Annotated in this window: 13 protein-coding genes, 1 pseudogene and 1 riboswitch; of the genes and pseudogenes, 6 read left to right on the top strand and 8 right to left on the bottom strand. The window is 37.0% G+C overall.

Going from position 1 to position 15,550, the window contains the following annotated elements; genetic code table 11:
- Window positions 1-14: 14 nt before the first annotated feature.
- The 3 genes from LCM23_RS15725 to LCM23_RS15715 form a co-directional block, all read right to left on the bottom strand.
- Window positions 15-1,595: a peptide chain release factor 3 gene (locus LCM23_RS15725; protein WP_224937802.1), complete on the bottom strand. Its 1,581-nt coding sequence runs from the start codon at window positions 1,593-1,595 to the stop codon at window positions 15-17.
- Window positions 1,596-1,835: 240 nt separating this feature from the next.
- On the bottom strand, window positions 1,836-2,030 hold the full coding sequence (locus LCM23_RS15720; RefSeq protein ID WP_095369736.1) for a twin-arginine translocase TatA/TatE family subunit: 195 nt from the start codon (window positions 2,028-2,030) through the stop codon (window positions 1,836-1,838).
- Between the two features lie 202 nt (window positions 2,031-2,232).
- The gene (locus LCM23_RS15715) at window positions 2,233-2,871 is read right to left on the bottom strand and encodes a cell wall hydrolase (RefSeq protein WP_224937801.1); all 639 of its coding nucleotides are present in this window, start codon (window positions 2,869-2,871) and stop codon (window positions 2,233-2,235) included.
- Window positions 2,872-3,056: 185 nt separating this feature from the next.
- Window positions 3,057-3,169: riboswitch (TPP riboswitch) on the top strand.
- A gap of 80 nt (window positions 3,170-3,249) precedes the next feature.
- Here LCM23_RS15715 and LCM23_RS15710 point away from each other — a divergent pair.
- From LCM23_RS15710 to LCM23_RS15695, 4 genes are read left to right on the top strand one after another with little or no spacing between them, the layout of a single operon-like run.
- Window positions 3,250-4,257, top strand: a complete 1,008-nt coding sequence (locus LCM23_RS15710) for an ABC transporter substrate-binding protein (protein WP_224937800.1) — start codon at window positions 3,250-3,252, stop codon at window positions 4,255-4,257.
- Window positions 4,257-4,547, top strand: a complete 291-nt coding sequence (locus tag LCM23_RS15705; RefSeq protein ID WP_224937799.1) for a thiamine-binding protein — start codon at window positions 4,257-4,259, stop codon at window positions 4,545-4,547. Before LCM23_RS15710 ends, LCM23_RS15705 begins: the two co-directional genes overlap by 1 nt.
- A complete protein-coding gene (locus LCM23_RS15700; protein WP_224937798.1) occupies window positions 4,547-5,311 on the top strand; it encodes an ABC transporter permease in 765 nt (254 codons plus the stop codon). The genes LCM23_RS15705 and LCM23_RS15700 overlap by 1 nt, the downstream gene beginning before the upstream one ends.
- Complete coding sequence (locus tag LCM23_RS15695) at window positions 5,308-6,039, top strand: ABC transporter ATP-binding protein (RefSeq protein ID WP_224937797.1); 732 nt, start codon at window positions 5,308-5,310, stop codon at window positions 6,037-6,039. Before LCM23_RS15700 ends, LCM23_RS15695 begins: the two co-directional genes overlap by 4 nt.
- A gap of 93 nt (window positions 6,040-6,132) precedes the next feature.
- On the opposite strand, the gene LCM23_RS15690 is transcribed toward LCM23_RS15695, so the two are convergent.
- Window positions 6,133-6,657 carry an RNA polymerase sigma factor gene (locus LCM23_RS15690; protein WP_224937796.1) on the bottom strand — a complete coding sequence of 175 codons (525 nt, stop codon included), beginning with the start codon at window positions 6,655-6,657 and terminating at the stop codon, window positions 6,133-6,135.
- Between the two features lie 702 nt (window positions 6,658-7,359).
- Here LCM23_RS15690 and LCM23_RS15685 point away from each other — a divergent pair.
- Window positions 7,360-11,682 (top strand): S8 family peptidase, encoded by a 4,323-nt coding sequence (locus LCM23_RS15685; protein ID WP_224937795.1) that lies wholly within the window; start codon window positions 7,360-7,362, stop codon window positions 11,680-11,682.
- Between the two features lie 68 nt (window positions 11,683-11,750).
- Here the strand turns inward: LCM23_RS15685 and LCM23_RS15680 are convergent.
- The 4 genes and pseudogenes from LCM23_RS15680 to LCM23_RS15665 all read right to left on the bottom strand — a co-directional run.
- A pseudogene (locus tag LCM23_RS15680) lies at window positions 11,751-11,831 on the bottom strand (YjcZ family sporulation protein); the annotation flags it as partial.
- A 113-nt stretch (window positions 11,832-11,944) separates the two neighbouring features.
- Window positions 11,945-12,046, bottom strand: a complete 102-nt coding sequence (locus tag LCM23_RS15675) for a YjcZ family sporulation protein (RefSeq protein WP_224937794.1) — start codon at window positions 12,044-12,046, stop codon at window positions 11,945-11,947.
- A gap of 216 nt (window positions 12,047-12,262) precedes the next feature.
- A complete protein-coding gene (locus LCM23_RS15670) occupies window positions 12,263-12,847 on the bottom strand; it encodes a hypothetical protein (RefSeq protein ID WP_224937793.1) in 585 nt (194 codons plus the stop codon).
- Between the two features lie 408 nt (window positions 12,848-13,255).
- Window positions 13,256-13,792 carry a GbsR/MarR family transcriptional regulator gene (locus tag LCM23_RS15665; RefSeq protein ID WP_224937792.1) on the bottom strand — a complete coding sequence of 179 codons (537 nt, stop codon included), beginning with the start codon at window positions 13,790-13,792 and terminating at the stop codon, window positions 13,256-13,258.
- Window positions 13,793-14,294: 502 nt separating this feature from the next.
- On the opposite strand from LCM23_RS15665, the gene LCM23_RS15660 reads away from it, so the two are divergent.
- Window positions 14,295-15,548, top strand: coding sequence for a quaternary amine ABC transporter ATP-binding protein (locus tag LCM23_RS15660; RefSeq protein WP_224937791.1), 1,254 nt, complete (start codon window positions 14,295-14,297; stop codon window positions 15,546-15,548).
- Window positions 15,549-15,550 lie beyond the last annotated feature (2 nt).

Below are 15,550 nucleotides of genomic sequence, written 5' to 3'. Positions count from 1 at the left end.
GCCTGTAATTATATTTATTGTTGCTGCTGATCCATCGGATTATATAATGGTACATCTGGGTTTTTATCTTGGAACCATCTAAGAGCAAAATCATTTTCAAACAGAAACACTTGATGTTCATATCGATCCTTCACAAGTAAACTACGCGAGCTAGAAAGGTTATCGTAATTGTTCTCACCTTCAACCCATCTTGCAATTTTAGAGCCTAACCTCTCCATTAAGACTTCCGTGTTATATTCGTTTTTCATCCGATGTTCAAATACTTCAAATTGTAATTGTCCAACTGCTCCAAGTAAATACTCATCTGTTTTCACAGTTTTAAAGAGCTGAATAGCCCCCTCTTGCACTAGCTGTTGAATCCCTTTATGAAAATGCTTTTGCTTCATTACATTCTTTGCTGTCACACGAACAAATAATTCGGGGGTGAACTGAGGTAGTCTTTCAAATTGGAAACCATTTTTATCACTTGTCAATGTGTCACCAATCTGATATGTTCCTGGATCATAAATCCCAATGATATCGCCACTTACAGCTTCGTTAACGGTACTACGATCATCTGCCATAAATTGTGTCGATTGTGCTAATTTCACTTGTTTACCAAGACGCGGAATATTTACACTCATCCCTCGTTCAAATTTACCTGAACAAATTCTAAGAAAAGCGATTCTATCCCTATGTGCAGGATTCATATTCGCTTGAATTTTAAAGATAAACCCTGAGAAGTCTTCTGTTAAAGGATTGATTTCTCCAACAGTCGATTCTCTTGGTTGAGGAGAAGGAGCAAACTGTAAATAAGATTCCAAAAACGTTTGCACACCAAAATTAGTCAAAGCACTGCCAAAGAAAACAGGTGTTAAATCCCCTGAAGCAATGCGGTCACGCGAAAATTCATTACCCGCTTCATTTAATAACATAATTTCTTCTAACGTTTGTTCATAAAGCCCTGATTGTTTTAGAGCATGTTCTTCGTTAATTTCTCCTTCATCATTCAATTCAAGGAAACGATCCTCTTCATCTACCCTAAATTGTTCAATACGATTATTAAAACGATCATAAATGCCTAAAAACTCTTTCCCCATTCCTATTGGCCAATTCATCGGATATGATTCAATCCCCATTACTTCTTCTAATTCAGCTAAAAGCTCTAACGGCATCTTACCTTGTCGATCCAATTTATTGATAAATGTAAAAATAGGGATACCTCTCATACGGCAAACTTTAAAGAGTTTTAAAGTCTGATCCTCGATCCCCTTTGCTGAATCAATGATCATAACTGCACTATCCACTGCTGTTAATGTACGATAAGTATCTTCACTGAAATCTTGGTGTCCTGGTGTATCTAAGATATTGATTTTAGCTTGATTATACTCAAACTGCATAACACTAGACGTAACCGAAATACCACGTTGTTTTTCTATTTCCATCCAGTCACTTGTTGCATATTTCCCTGTCTTTTTCCCTTTAACAGTCCCTGCATCACGAATGGCCCCTCCGAATAAAAGAAGCTTTTCTGTTAAGGTTGTTTTCCCAGCATCCGGGTGGGAAATAATTGCAAATGTTCGACGCGATAATACTTCGTCTTTAAATGTACTCATAATAAAATTCCTCACTAACATGTATAAATTCTTATCTGTCGCTACTGCGTACCCTCAATTTTATCCTTGTATTAGAAACTTTGCAATGCGTAATCAATATATGGCATTTTCTTTAAAAAGATAACCAATGAGTTTGCACGTTTTATACACAATATATAATCCTCTTGTCATCCAAGCTTAAATGCAAGTTTCATTACAAACAAAAAAGCTGACATAAGATATGCCAACTTTTAGTTGAAATTACTTCTCTAAATTGTTTTTCTTCTTCTCATTAGAGTCCTCATCATCATTAGCTAAACCTTTAGCAGAGTTTTTAAACTCTTTCAACGTCTCTCCCACAGCTCGTCCAATTTCAGGTAACTTCTTCGGCCCGAAAATAATGAGGGCCAGTACAAGTATAAGAATGAGACCTGGTATACCAATATTTGATAACATAGTATCACTCCTTTATGTAAGACATAACGTAAGGTGATTATTTATATTTCAATTCCCATTATAATTGAACACCAAATAAAGGCAAGTAAATTCCTTATTAGCAATCCTTTTTAACACGATAAAAAGAGCCTCATGTGACTGATGTCACCCATGGCTCCTTATCATTAGTTCATCTTCGTTCAATAAGATAGAAGGGTTTGCTTTACATAGAAAAACGGTGATTACCGATTTCTGTAACAACTTCTCTCGTATTCAACCAAGATTGCGGTACGATTGTTGGATTGTGGAAAAAGACCGTTTCATCTGGCAATGCATGATTTTTCATTGCTTGCTTTACTGCTTTTTTTGCTTCTTTATCTGCAGGCTTATTAATCGAACCATTATCAACAGGTTGAAATTGCTTATTTTCATAAATAACACCACGAATGGTATCAGGAAAACGTTCGTCCTGCACTCGATTAATCACAACTTCTGCAACAGCTACCTTTCCTTCAAACGGTTCGCCTTTCGCTTCTGCATGGATAAGTCTTGCTAAAAGATCCTTCTCCTCAGATGTTAACGAAATGTCAGGCTTCTTTTCTTTCTTTTCTTTTTCCTCTACTTTAGGAACGATAAGCTTATCACCTTTTTGAACCGTTCGATCTTCTAGGTGATTCATCATTGTTAATTCTTCCTCAGACACTTCTAATTGATCAGCAATGGAAGAAATTGTTTCGTTCCCTTTAACCTCATATATATCATAAACATCTAATGTCTCAGCATAAACGCGTAAATCAGCAGATTGGATGAAATGGACTAAAAACAATGTACTCGCTGCAAAGATAACTGCAATCAGTTTCAATATTTTTTCCTCCATTCAAATATACATTTAAATCAAAATAACAAAATTAAGACTAACATGGATAGAAAGACTACTTCAAACGCAATGTTTTCCATGGGTAATCAGGATATTTCTCCCATCTTAATTTAGACTAGCATTATAATAAACTTCTGCTATAATAATGGTGGAAATAAAAACGCAAATAAACCAAAATGTGGGGGGACCAGTAATTGCTGGTTGAGATTTCATCCGTTTTAGATGATGACCCTTTGAACCTGATCTGCCTCATAGCAGCGTAGGGAACATATTTAAAACAATTCATATGTTTTTGATATGCGCCCATGGTGAATCCTTTGGGCGTTTTTTATTTCCTTCAAAAAATAAAAAGGAGGAAATGGAATGAAAGGATGGTTCATATTGCTTCTTTTCAGCGTGTTTCTATTAGCTGGGTGCGGGAATTCCAGTGAAGATGCACAAACAGAAATGGGAGAAAATGAATTAAAAAAAGTAAACTTTGTACTTGATTGGACCCCAAATACAAATCATACGGGCATTTATGTTGCAGCAGCAGAGGGTTACTTCGCAGAAGAAGGATTAGAAGTTGAAATCATGATGCCAGGCGAAACAGGGGCGGATCAGCTCATCGCTTCAGGAAAAGCAGATTTTGGCGTAAGTGTACAAGAAGCAATCACGCAAGCTAGAGTCCAAGATGTGCCAATCGTCTCGATTGCAGCCATCATCCAACATAATACCTCGGGGTTTGCTTCACCAGTTAGTAAAAACATTCACACGCCGAAAGATTTTGAAGATCATACGTATGGTGGGTTCGGTGCACCTGTTGAAAAATCAGTGATTGATTCTTTAATGAAAAATGATCATGCAGATATTAATAAAGTCTCCATTCTTAATATAGGTGACACAGACTTCTTTACAGCTGTTAAACGAGATGTTGATTTTTCTTGGATTTATTATGGGTGGACAGGAGTAGAAGCGGAATTACGTGGTGAGGAATTAAACATGATTTATCTGACTGATTACTCCAAAAAACTAGATTACTATACACCCGTTATTGCTACGAATGAAAAGATGATTCATAAAAATGCTGATATTGTTCAAGCCTTTATGAAAGCCGTTTCCAAAGGGTACACATTTGCAATTGAACAACCAGAAAAGGCTGCAAACATTTTACTTGCAGCTGCGCCTGATTTAGATGAAGAATTGGTAAAGGCATCTCAATTCTGGCTAGCAGAGCGATATCAAGATGATGCAGCAAAATGGGGAGAACAAGACTTATCAGTATGGGAGAATTATGCTGATTGGATGCTTGAATATAATCTATTAGATAAACCATTAGATGCAGAGGAAGCATTTACAAATCAATTTTTACCAAATGGAGGGAATAAATAATGGCAAAAGCTTTAGTAAGTATACAAATCATTCCAAAATCAGCTAACGGACTAGACGTTATCGCTCTTGTAGACGAAGCGATTTCGATTATTGATAAAGCTGGTATTCCATATGAGGTAAACTCTTTAGAAACGACTATGGAAGGTCATTTATCAGAACTGTTTCCTATCATAACAAAAATGAATGAACGTATGGTTGAGCTTGGAAGTCCGAATGTTATTTCTCAAATTAAAGTTCTTTACCAGCCAGAAGGCATCACTTTAAATACATTAACTGAGAAGTACCGCTAATGTTGCAGAAGTTTATAAAAAGCTGGAGCGCTTTATTGGTGCTCTTGCTTTTAATTATTTTGTGGGAAACCGCTGTAATGCTATTTGCTATACCACCATGGTTACTTCCTGCTCCAACAAGTATTCTATCTGAAGCAATAGCCGGGTGGGATTCCCTTACCCCCCACCTATTATCAACCATACAATTGACCACCATAGGACTTGTAATTGGTACTACGATTGGAATTTTTACTGCTATCACGCTTCATCTAGTTCCGTTTTTAAAAGAAGCAATCTACCCTTTACTCATATTATCTCAAAACATTCCAATTATTGTGTTAGCACCATTACTCGTCATTTGGTTTGGGTTCGGTTTATTACCTAAATTAATCGTGATCACCCTTGTTTGTTTTTTTCCTATTGTCATAGCCACATTAAACGGTTTCGAGCATACACCTAAAAACCTGAAACATTATATGCTTATGGCTGGTGCAAGTAAATGGCAGTTATTTTGGAAGCTAGAACTCCCCTTTTCATTATCATCCTTATTTTCCGGGATTAAGATTTCTGCTACATATAGTGTAATGGGCGCGGTTATTTCTGAATGGCTAGGTGCGAAAAATGGCCTAGGTGTGTATATGACGCTCGCTTCTTCTTCTTTCAGAACAGATCGCGTCTTTGTGGCCATTATCATTATTATGATCATGAGCTTAATACTTTTGGGCTTTATTCATCTCATCGAAAGTAAACTGGTACGTTGGCATATAAAGGAGAAGGAAATATGAGTCTTTTACAACTTAAATCTATTGAAAAAAGATATTCAAGAAATCATGTAATAAAAGATATTTCTATGACAGTAAATGAAGGTGAATTCGTTTCAATTATCGGACCTTCAGGTAGTGGTAAAAGTACATTATTTAATTTAATCGGTGGAATGATGCCACCCGATAATGGTGTCATCCTTTTAAATGGACAACCTATTATAAATAAAAAAGGTTCTGTTAGTTATATGCCTCAATCGCCCTCCCTACTCCCATGGAGAACAGTCTTACATAACGTGATGTTAGGACAAGAATTAAGTGGGGAGATCGGCAATAAAGTGCAAGCGACTAAAATGCTGGAACGGGCAGGGTTGATTCATGAACTTGAAGCACTCCCTCATGAACTCTCAGGAGGGATGAAACAAAGAGTGGCATTCATTCGTGCATTACTTAGTCCTCAACCAATCATTTTATTAGATGAACCATTTGCTGCATTAGATGAATTCACAAGATTAAGCTTACAAAAATGGCTGCTCGATATATGGGAACAGAATAGAAAGACGATTGTATTTATCACTCACCATATTGAAGAAGCGATCTTTTTATCCGATACGATTTATGTGTTATCAAACAAACCAACGACGGTTAAAGAAAAATTAACCGTCCCTTTCTCTCGCCCAAGACATGAAGATATCATCTTAAGTTCCGAACTTCTATCCTTAAAGAAAAGAATCAAACAATTATTGGAGTAAAACGCCACGTGATTTAAAAGCGTATATCTTATCTTCTCTAGAGAAATAAGATATACGCTTTTACAAAAATAATGGCAAAAAATAAGCCATCTATCATAATAGATGGTAATGATCCCCATATGTGTTTTTCCAAATTTTCTTTAATGATTTAATAGCTCTCGTTGTGGTAATTCTCACCTTGTCTTCTCTCCAACCTAAAATTTCTGCAGTTTCTTTTATGGTACATTCTTTTATTTTTCTTAACACTAGTACATTTCGATAATTCGTTTTCAAGTGATTTATTGCCTGATATAACGCATGAACCCCCTCATCCTGAATAAATTGTTCTTCTGGAATAGAACGGTTTTTTATCCAAGCTTTATTTAAATATAACTCCTGTTGTAACTTCTGTTGTTTTCTAATAAAATCAATCGTCGTATTTTTAGCAATACTGAATAACCAACTATGGATTTTGTCTTGGTGCTCAACCTGATTCTTTGATATAAAAGCTTTAATAAATGTTTCTTGCGTTAGATCTTCCGCTGTTTCTTGTTGCTCAATCATTGAATAAATAAACCTAAAGATTTGATGATGATAAATACGATAGATTTCAATAAATGATTGGCCGTCTGATCCCAACCCCTTTTCATCCTTTCTTTATCTTTCCTAATATTACAATTCCAAAGAAACTCGAAATTTCCTTCTTTTCCTTTTCTAAAAAAAGCGACAAGTTTTTTCTAGAAAATAAGACAAGATTACTTTCAGTTTTAAACGAAACTATTTACCTAATACAAAAAACTTTCCATAACCTCCGTACTAATTTTCCTATACTCTCTCTATTTAGTTCCTTTTTAGTGAAACATACCCTGCAACATTTATTTCCATTATTGAATATACAAAAAATTATTTCTTTTTACCCATAGAACGAACATCAAACTCCTCTCCACTTACTATCGACCCTATACTTATGAACGCAATCAAAAGACTTATAAAAAATTGTAAGATTTTCCAACACAATTACTAATTACTTAATTTTCTAAAAATTTAATCAATTATCTGTCCTTTTTTTAGAAAACAAGCAAAGAATCGGCAAAAATTCTCATAGCATTGGATTCAAATGTACTAATTATTAATTTGTTCGCTATTACGATTAACTCATTTTAAAAAACGAACAAAAAAATTCGACATTTTCCGACAACTTCGAAGCCCTTCGTTAGCTAGAGTGTTAATCATAAGGAGAGCTACTTTTATTTTAAAAAGTAAACACTCCTTCAATATATGAGGAGGTGAATAACAAGGATCATTCAAATATAATGAAAACATTTTTAGGAGGGGAATTACTTGAAGCGTAAAAGAAAAAATGGTTGGTTTCGTCTACTAAGTATTGCCATGATTGCTTTCTTAATCGTGCCAATGATGTTTCCTAGCATCAGCTCTGCTAGTAATAAAGGGGTAAGTACCTCTGTAGCAAAGTCAGCTAGTGAAGTAGCAGAAAACAAAATAAGCAAAACATTGACGAAAGAATTTAAAAAAGAAGAACAAGTCACATTTTTAGTGAAATTCAAAGAGAAAGCTGATCCTCAAAAATCAGCACAAAAAGCAGAAAAAGCTGCAGCTGCTCAAAAACAGTCTGCTGCTCAAGCAAAATATATGAAACGTTCAGCTATTGTTTCAGATATGAGAACAGTGGCAATTGAATCACAAGATAATGTGCTTTCTTACCTTGAAAAACAAGAAAAGAAAGGGAACGCAAAAGAAGTTCAATCTTTCTTTATCGTAAATGCGGTTGCTGTTACAGCAACTAAAGATGTAATGGAACAACTCGCTACTTTCCCTGAAGTGGAAAAAATTCTACCAAATGAAACAAGAAAGCTACATACACCAACGGTAGAAGAGCAAGCAAAAGCGGAAGAAGCTGGTAAGATCAATAATATTGAATGGAATATTGATCATATCGGAGCACCTGCTGTGTGGGAAATGGGCATAGACGGTTCAGGTACAGTTGTTGCTTCCATTGACACAGGTGTTCAATGGAATCACCCAGCATTAAAAGAGAAATATCGTGGGTTTGATCCTGCTAATCCAGAATCACCAAATCATGAGTACAATTTCTTTGACGCTGTAAGTGGCAATGAAGAATCTTATGATGACCACGGTCACGGTACACATGTAACGGGTACTATGGTTGGGTCTGAGCCAGACGGTGGCAACCAAATCGGTGTTGCGCCTGGCGCAGAATGGATTGCTGCTAAAGCATTAGATGCTGGCGGTAGCGGTTCTGATGCTCAATTAATTGCAGCTGGTGAGTGGATTTTAGCCCCTACAGATGCTGAAGGGAATCCAAACCCAGCAATGGCGCCAGATGTGGTTAACAATTCTTGGGGCGGCGGTCCTGGAATCGATGATTGGTATAGAGAAGTAGTTCAAGCATGGCGTGCTGCTGAAATCTTCCCTGAATTCTCTGCAGGAAATACAACTTTATTTAATCCAGGTGGTCCTGGTTCAGTTGCGAACCCTGGTAACTTACCAGAAGCGTACACAACTGGAGCAACGGACATCAATGATAACCTAGGAAGCTTTTCATTATTAGGACCTTCCCCTTATGGAGGCATTATTAAACCAGATATTTCAGCTCCTGGTGTAAATATCCGCTCATCGGTACCTGGCAGTGGATATGAAGGTGGCTGGAACGGGACTTCCATGGCAGGTCCACATGTTGCAGCTGTTGCAGCTCTTCTTAGACAAGTGAATGCAAGTTTAACTGTTGAAGATATGGAAGAGATTATTTCTTCTACTGCGATACCTTTAACAAATGAAACATATACAGAGGTACCTAACAATGGCTTCGGTAATGGATTAGTAAACGCTTACGATGCTGTTAACTCTATCTTAGATGGATTGGGGACAATTAAGGGTACTGTCGCTAAAGATGGCGAAGATGAAGAAGCACCAACATTAGAACATGAAGCAATTGAAGAAACTTATGCTGGTATGGATTTACCACTAGAAGTTTCAGCTGCTGACAATGTAAGTGTAACAAATGTAACCGTTGAATATACAGCTGCTGATGGAAGCACAAAAACAGTTACAGCTACACGTGATAGCGGGGATTACAAATCTGGCACGTATAGTACAGTTATTCCAGGAGATGACATTGCTGAACCTTCTGTCTCCTATAAATTCATTGTGACTGACTTCGGTGGAAACACTGTTGAAAGTGATATGTATGAGGTATCTGTATTGCCTGGTATTACAGTTGGCTATTCAACAGACTTTGAATCCACACCAGCTGGCTGGACTTCTTCTGGCGCCGCTAATAACTGGGAGTGGGGTGTACCGACTACAGGTCCTGAAAGTGCTTTCTCTGGAGAAAAAGTATTTGCAACTGGCTTAGACAGTCAATATGCAAGTAATGCAAACATGACACTTGTTATGCCTCCTATCGATTTACCAGAAGGAAATAGCTTTTTACAATTTAAACAATGGTATAACATCGAAAATAATTATGATTATGGCCATGTTTTCGTCTCAACAGACCAAGAAAATTGGACTCAACTTGCTAGATATACTAATCTTTCAAATGATTGGGTTGATGGCGAGGTTGATTTAAGTGAATATGCAGGTCAAAGGGTTTATATCGGCTTTAACTTAACAACTGATGGTTCTGTAACCAGACCTGGTTGGTACATTGATGATGTTGCATTAACAGACACACCACTTGAAACTGCGAAAACTGGAAAAGTTACATTAGAAAAGAAAGATACGAAAACTGAAGCAAAAAAAGACGCGAAACCAGTAAACGCTGATAAGATCCAACCTAATACGGAAAATGCTACAGTTGAAAAAGGATCTGACAAAAAAGCAACTCCTATGTCTTTACCACTTGGTGCAAAGGTGAGTGTACTTGAATCAGGTAGATCTGTAAATACGAACCCTGCTGATGGTTCTTACCAATTAGTTCACGCGGCTGGCGAATTTACTCTTTTAGCAGAAACATATGGATTTGCTTCAGAAACGCAAACCGTAAATGTTGAAGCAGATGGAGAAGCAGTTGCAAACTTCGTCTTAGATGAACTACCTCAAGGGACAATTAATGGTTCAGTAACAAATGAAAGAACAGGTGAACCAATTACTGGAGCAACTATCCTTCTTGTTGAGGATGCAAAAGTAACACCAGTTACAACAGATGAAAATGGTAACTATTCAATTACGGCTTATGAAGGTGAATACACTCTACGTGTAATGGCTAACTCTTATTCAAGTAAAGATGTGACGGTTACACTTGATGAAGAAAACGTGGAAGTAAATATCGAACTAAAACCATTCATCGGTTTTGAAGGTGAAATTGGCTATGATGATGGTACAGCTGAAAACGCACGTGCATTCTATGATGCTGGCAATGGCTGGGGTGTTCGTATGAGTCTTGAAGAGGGTCAAGAATCTGCAATGGTTACTGGCGGTTTATTCCGATTCTGGGATACATCTTTTCCAACACCTGGTGGAACAGATTTCCAAGTTGCGATTTATGATGCAACAGACAATGGTACCCCTGGTGAAAAACTAGCTGGACCTATTGATGCAACAGCATTAAGAAATGGTGAATGGACACATGTCGATCTTGCCACTGAAGGTGTAACAGTAGATGGTGATTTCTTCATGGTTTATATTCAAACAGACCCTAACCCTAATGCTCCTGGATTAGGAACAGATGAGAATGGAGATAACGCTGGACGAAGCTTCCAATTAGTTGGTGGCGCTTGGTCAGCTTCACCTGCTGCTGAAGGAAACTATATGATTCGTGCGGTAGTAAACTATGAATTAACATCACCAACTATTACTTCCCCAGCTGATGGAAGTTATACTAATGAAGAAACAGTAACTGTGGAAGGTTCAACACAACCAAATGTGGATGTTAAAGTGTACAATGGTGATGAAGAAGCTGGAACAACAACTGCTAGTGCAGAGGGTGAATTCAGCTTAGATGTTGAATTAAATGAAGGTGAAAATGTCTTAACTGCTACAGGTGTAAGCGAGGTTGGTGAAACGGATCCTTCAGAGCCAGTGACAATTACATTAGATCAAGAAGCTCCATCACTTGCTATTACTAGTCCTGAAGATGGTTCGAAAACAAATAAAGAAGCTGTGACTGTAGAAGGAACGGTTTCTGATGACCACTTAGATACTGTTACAGTAAATGGCCAAAATGCAAATGTATCTGATGGTACATTCTCAAAACGTATTTTATTAGATGAAGGTACAAACGAAATTACAGTTGTTGCTACTGACGAAGCGGGTAACTCTTCGACTGAAACTGTAACAATTGAAGCCAAATACTCAAGCCTTGATATTGAAAATCTTCAACCAGGTGAAGATAAAGAATTAGCCGCTGGTCAAACAGTGAAAATTGAATTTGACAGCGAGCCAGGCTTAAAAGCAACATTTGCATTAAAAATGCCTTTAACAAACTTACGTGCACAAACCACAAACGTAAATGACCTACCAATTATGGAAACATCTCCAGGTCACTATGTTGGTTATTATACTGCAACTTCTAATGTTGTAGCTCCTGGTGCAGAAATTGAAGTCACTGTTAAAGATAGCTTTGGCAATAAAGCAACGGAAATCGCTGAAGGAAAACTTTATATTAATGCACCAATAGATTAATTATTTTGCCTAAATGAAATAAAAAGAGGGAGATGCCTTTATTGGCATCCCCTCTTTTTATTTAGCAATTATCTAAAACAAGCAGCTCCAACGATGATTAAAAGGATGAATAATACAACGATCAGTGCAAAACCGCCACCGAAACCGCCACATCCGCCACCGTATCCGTAACCGCCATAACCGCAGCCTCCACCGTAACCATACATAAAAAGATCTCCTCCTATTTTTTATATTTACCCTTTATCCCAAAACCTTTAGGTTATCAGTAGCCACCGTATCCCCAAGAAGCTCCAATAATCACTAACAAAATAAATAAAACAACTAGGAGTGCAAAGCCTCCACCGTATCCAAATCCTTCTGACATTTGAATAACCTCCTTTATCTTGATTCTATATATCCTATTCAACTAACCTAATATGTGCGATAGTCAAATGCACATTTTTAGGGCAAATAACTATAGGCTTATCCAAGAGGAGTGTATATTCTGTCTCTTGAACCCCTTCATCCAACTCTTACCGGTTTATATATAAATTGCTCGGCTTTCTTTTCTGGTTTACGTTCTGAAGAATGTCTTGCTAACCTACTTTGTGAAGCACTCATTTATCAATTTTCTACTGAGTGAACTGCTAATCCCTTTTCTGTAGCTCTCTCTCATCGGTTTCCTTCTGAGTGACTTGCTAATTCTTTTTGCGAAGCACTCATTCATCGTTTTCCTTCTGAGTGACTTGCTAACCCCTTTTCCGTAGCTCTCTTTCATCGATTTCCTTCTGAGTGACTTGCTAATCCCTTTTCCGTAGCTCTCTTTCATCGTTTTCCTTCTGAGTGACTTGCTAACCCCTTTTCCGTAGCTCTCTTTCATCGTTTTCCTTCTGAGTGACTTGCTAATCCCTTTTGCGAAGCACTCTTTCATCGTTTTCCTTCTGAGTGACTTGCTAACCCCTTTTCCGTACCTCTCTTTCATCGATTTCCTTCTGAGTGACTTGCTAACCCCTTTTCCGTAGCTCTCTTTCATCGTTTTCCTTCTGAGTGACTTGCTAATCCCTTTTCCGTACCTCTCTTTCATCGTTTTCCTTCTGAGTGACTTGCTAATCCTTTTTGCGAAGCACTCACTCATCGATTTCCTTCCGAGTGACTTACTAACCCCTTTTCCGTACCTCTCTTTCATCGTTTTCCTTCTGAATACGCGCAAATCCATTCTGCTCGGCGTTCCTAATATTCTCATCCCCTGAATGCAGCGCATGTTTAATGTAATCTAACAATATATATATGGTTATTAGTTATGTATGCACCTATGAAGCTATCTTCCTTTTCTCCTGAGAACGGTGATTCTCCATACTGAGACACTCCTTTTTTGTCCACCCCCTCTATCTCCGTAACTGAGACCATTTTATGTGAACCAACATTAAAAGCCACAACAACTAGAGCTGTGGCTTTCAGAGTGTAGACAAACTTCTTTTTCAAAAATTCATTTGAAGAAAAAGGGGTTTTGTTTCTTTTTTAGTTATATATTTGGTGGTTTCTGTTACGTAACAACACCATATATTGATAGGTTAGTAATTATAAAAAACGTTATTTAAGAATTTCTTTCCTTTGGCACAAGTTGATAAATTTCACCTGTTTCAAAGCTATTCACTAATCGCCCTAACCAATCATAATAATTTAGCGCCTCGTGTAATTTTGTTACATCTTCACGAGCTGCTGCTAAAACCTCTTCTGGAGCATTTTCCTCTTCTAATAATAAATTGATTTCCTTTAATGATTTCTCGATTGCGGAAATATTCATGGAAATACTCGGTCTCCACTTCGTTGTAAAAAGATCAACAAATGTTTGATGCCAATCTTCTTCCGCTTGATACTGATCTTTTCTTGACCCTTTTCTCCATACTTTTTCCACCATTTTTAATTCTAATAAATTTCTTACAGAGGTACTCATACTGGTTTTACTCATACCTAATTCTTCTTTCATTTCATCTAACGTCATTGGTACTGCTTGAAAATATAATAAACCATATAATCTACCCACAGATGGCGTTATCCCGTATAAATTCATATTTTGAGAAATGGTTTCAATTACTCTTTCTCTTGCTTTGTCTAACCTTTCTTCATACATTGTTACATCATCACACCCATTTTTATTTCATTGATATTAATTATTGTTCATTATAGTTAACTAAAACCTGTCATGTCGAGAAACTTATAATTTTAGCTTATCATTTTTTCCTCCTATGTAAAGAAAGCACAACAATTGGAATATCGAGCATTCGAGAGCATTTATAAGAATTCACTGTATACAGTTCGTACAGTTTTTACTGTACAAACTATATTATAGAATATGCTACTATATGAACTTTGCTCTTATTTCTCTAAACTCCTACAATTAAGGAGGTCGTAATTCACAGGAAAATAGAACGAGGATTCATAATTAAGAATGATGAAAATTGTCTCATTTTGTAGTTTTTGTTACAAAATGATTAATAATATAACGGTTTGATTGCGTATATTTCACAAAGTAGGTAAATACAAAAAGTACCTAATAACAAAAACCATTACATTCGAATATGATCCAAATCCTGTAAAAACAAACATATATAAGTTTAAAACGAGGTGAAACAATGGATGAGAGAGCAAAAAAAATTAGCGTAAGTCAAGTATCAAAAATATTTGGCAAAAACACTAAAAAGGCCACTCAACTCTTAAATGAGGGCCAAAGTAAAAATGAAATTCTTAAACAGACGGGTGCAACCATTGGTGTTAACCAAGCCAATTTTGATGTTTATGATAGTGAAATTTTCGTCATAATGGGACTTTCTGGTAGTGGTAAATCTACATTAGTAAGAACCCTCAACCGACTCATCGAACCAACAACTGGAGACATTTTTATTGATGGAAAGAACATTACAAAAATGTCCAAGGACGAACTAAGAGAAACTCGAAGAAAGAAAATAAGCATGGTTTTTCAAAAGTTTGCCCTACTCCCCCATCGTACCATTCTAGAAAATACAGAATATGGCTTAGAAATTCAAGGAATGGCCAAGGATACCCGTAAACAAAAAGCACTTGATGCATTAAAACTTGTTGGACTTGAAGGTTATGAGAATCAATATCCTGATCAACTAAGTGGTGGTATGCAACAGCGTGTTGGGTTAGCAAGAGCTTTAGCAAATGATACGGATATTTTATTAATGGATGAAGCTTTTAGCGCTCTTGACCCGTTAATTCGAAAAGATATGCAAGATGAACTCCTTGATTTACAAAGCTCGATGGCAAAAACGATTGTCTTCATTACACATGACTTAGATGAAGCGCTAAGAATCGGGGATAGGATTGCATTGATGAAAGATGGTGCCATTGTACAAATTGGTACACCTGAAGAGATTTTGATGAACCCATCTAATCAATATGTTGAAAGATTCGTTGAAGATGTGGATTTATCGAAAGTACTTACAGCTCAACATGTAATGAAGAGAGCGGAAACTGTGCAGGTAGATAAAGGACCAAGAGTAGCCCTACAATTAATGAAGAAACTAGGTATTTCAAGTATTTATGCTGTTGATAAAAAGAAAAATATTCGCGGTATTGTCCATGCAACAGCAGCAAAAGAAGCAGTTGATTCAGGAAAAACAATCGAAGAGATATTAGATACAAGTTATCAAACAGTAACGGAAGATACCGTACTTACAGATCTCTTTGATATTGTTTCTACTGCCTCCATTCCTGTAGCTGTGGTAAACGAAAATGGCCGCTTGAACGGTATTCTCGTTCGTGGTGCGGTAATTGCTGCACTCGCAGGCAATAACGATGCCATTAATGATTTTGAACATGATACGAGTACAACTCAAGATCAATCTATTAAGGAGGTGTACTAATC

This window comes from Cytobacillus kochii (assembly GCF_020171845.1).
Lineage (GTDB): Bacteria > Bacillota > Bacilli > Bacillales > Cytobacillaceae > Cytobacillus > Cytobacillus kochii.
The sequence above is the reverse complement of the archived record's forward strand: the minus strand, read 5'-3'. Positions and strand labels throughout refer to the sequence as shown.

What these genes read in the sequence shown, in the direction of transcription:
- LCM23_RS15675 (WP_224937794.1), bottom strand. Translation starts at nt 12,046, where the DNA reads ATGTCAGAAGGATTTGGATACGGTGGAGGCTTTGCACTCCTAGTTGTT.
- LCM23_RS15695 (WP_224937797.1), top strand. Translation starts at nt 5,308, where the DNA reads ATGAGTCTTTTACAACTTAAATCTATTGAAAAAAGATATTCAAGAAAT.
- LCM23_RS15725 (WP_224937802.1), bottom strand. Translation starts at nt 1,595, where the DNA reads ATGAGTACATTTAAAGACGAAGTATTATCGCGTCGAACATTTGCAATT.
- LCM23_RS15660 (WP_224937791.1), top strand. Translation starts at nt 14,295, where the DNA reads ATGGATGAGAGAGCAAAAAAAATTAGCGTAAGTCAAGTATCAAAAATA.
- LCM23_RS15710 (WP_224937800.1), top strand. Translation starts at nt 3,250, where the DNA reads ATGAAAGGATGGTTCATATTGCTTCTTTTCAGCGTGTTTCTATTAGCT.
- LCM23_RS15665 (WP_224937792.1), bottom strand. Translation starts at nt 13,792, where the DNA reads ATGTATGAAGAAAGGTTAGACAAAGCAAGAGAAAGAGTAATTGAAACC.
- LCM23_RS15670 (WP_224937793.1), bottom strand. Translation starts at nt 12,847, where the DNA reads ATGAAAGAGAGGTACGGAAAAGGGGTTAGTAAGTCACTCGGAAGGAAA.
- LCM23_RS15720 (WP_095369736.1), bottom strand. Translation starts at nt 2,030, where the DNA reads ATGTTATCAAATATTGGTATACCAGGTCTCATTCTTATACTTGTACTG.
- LCM23_RS15705 (WP_224937799.1), top strand. Translation starts at nt 4,257, where the DNA reads ATGGCAAAAGCTTTAGTAAGTATACAAATCATTCCAAAATCAGCTAAC.
- LCM23_RS15700 (WP_224937798.1), top strand. Translation starts at nt 4,547, where the DNA reads ATGTTGCAGAAGTTTATAAAAAGCTGGAGCGCTTTATTGGTGCTCTTG.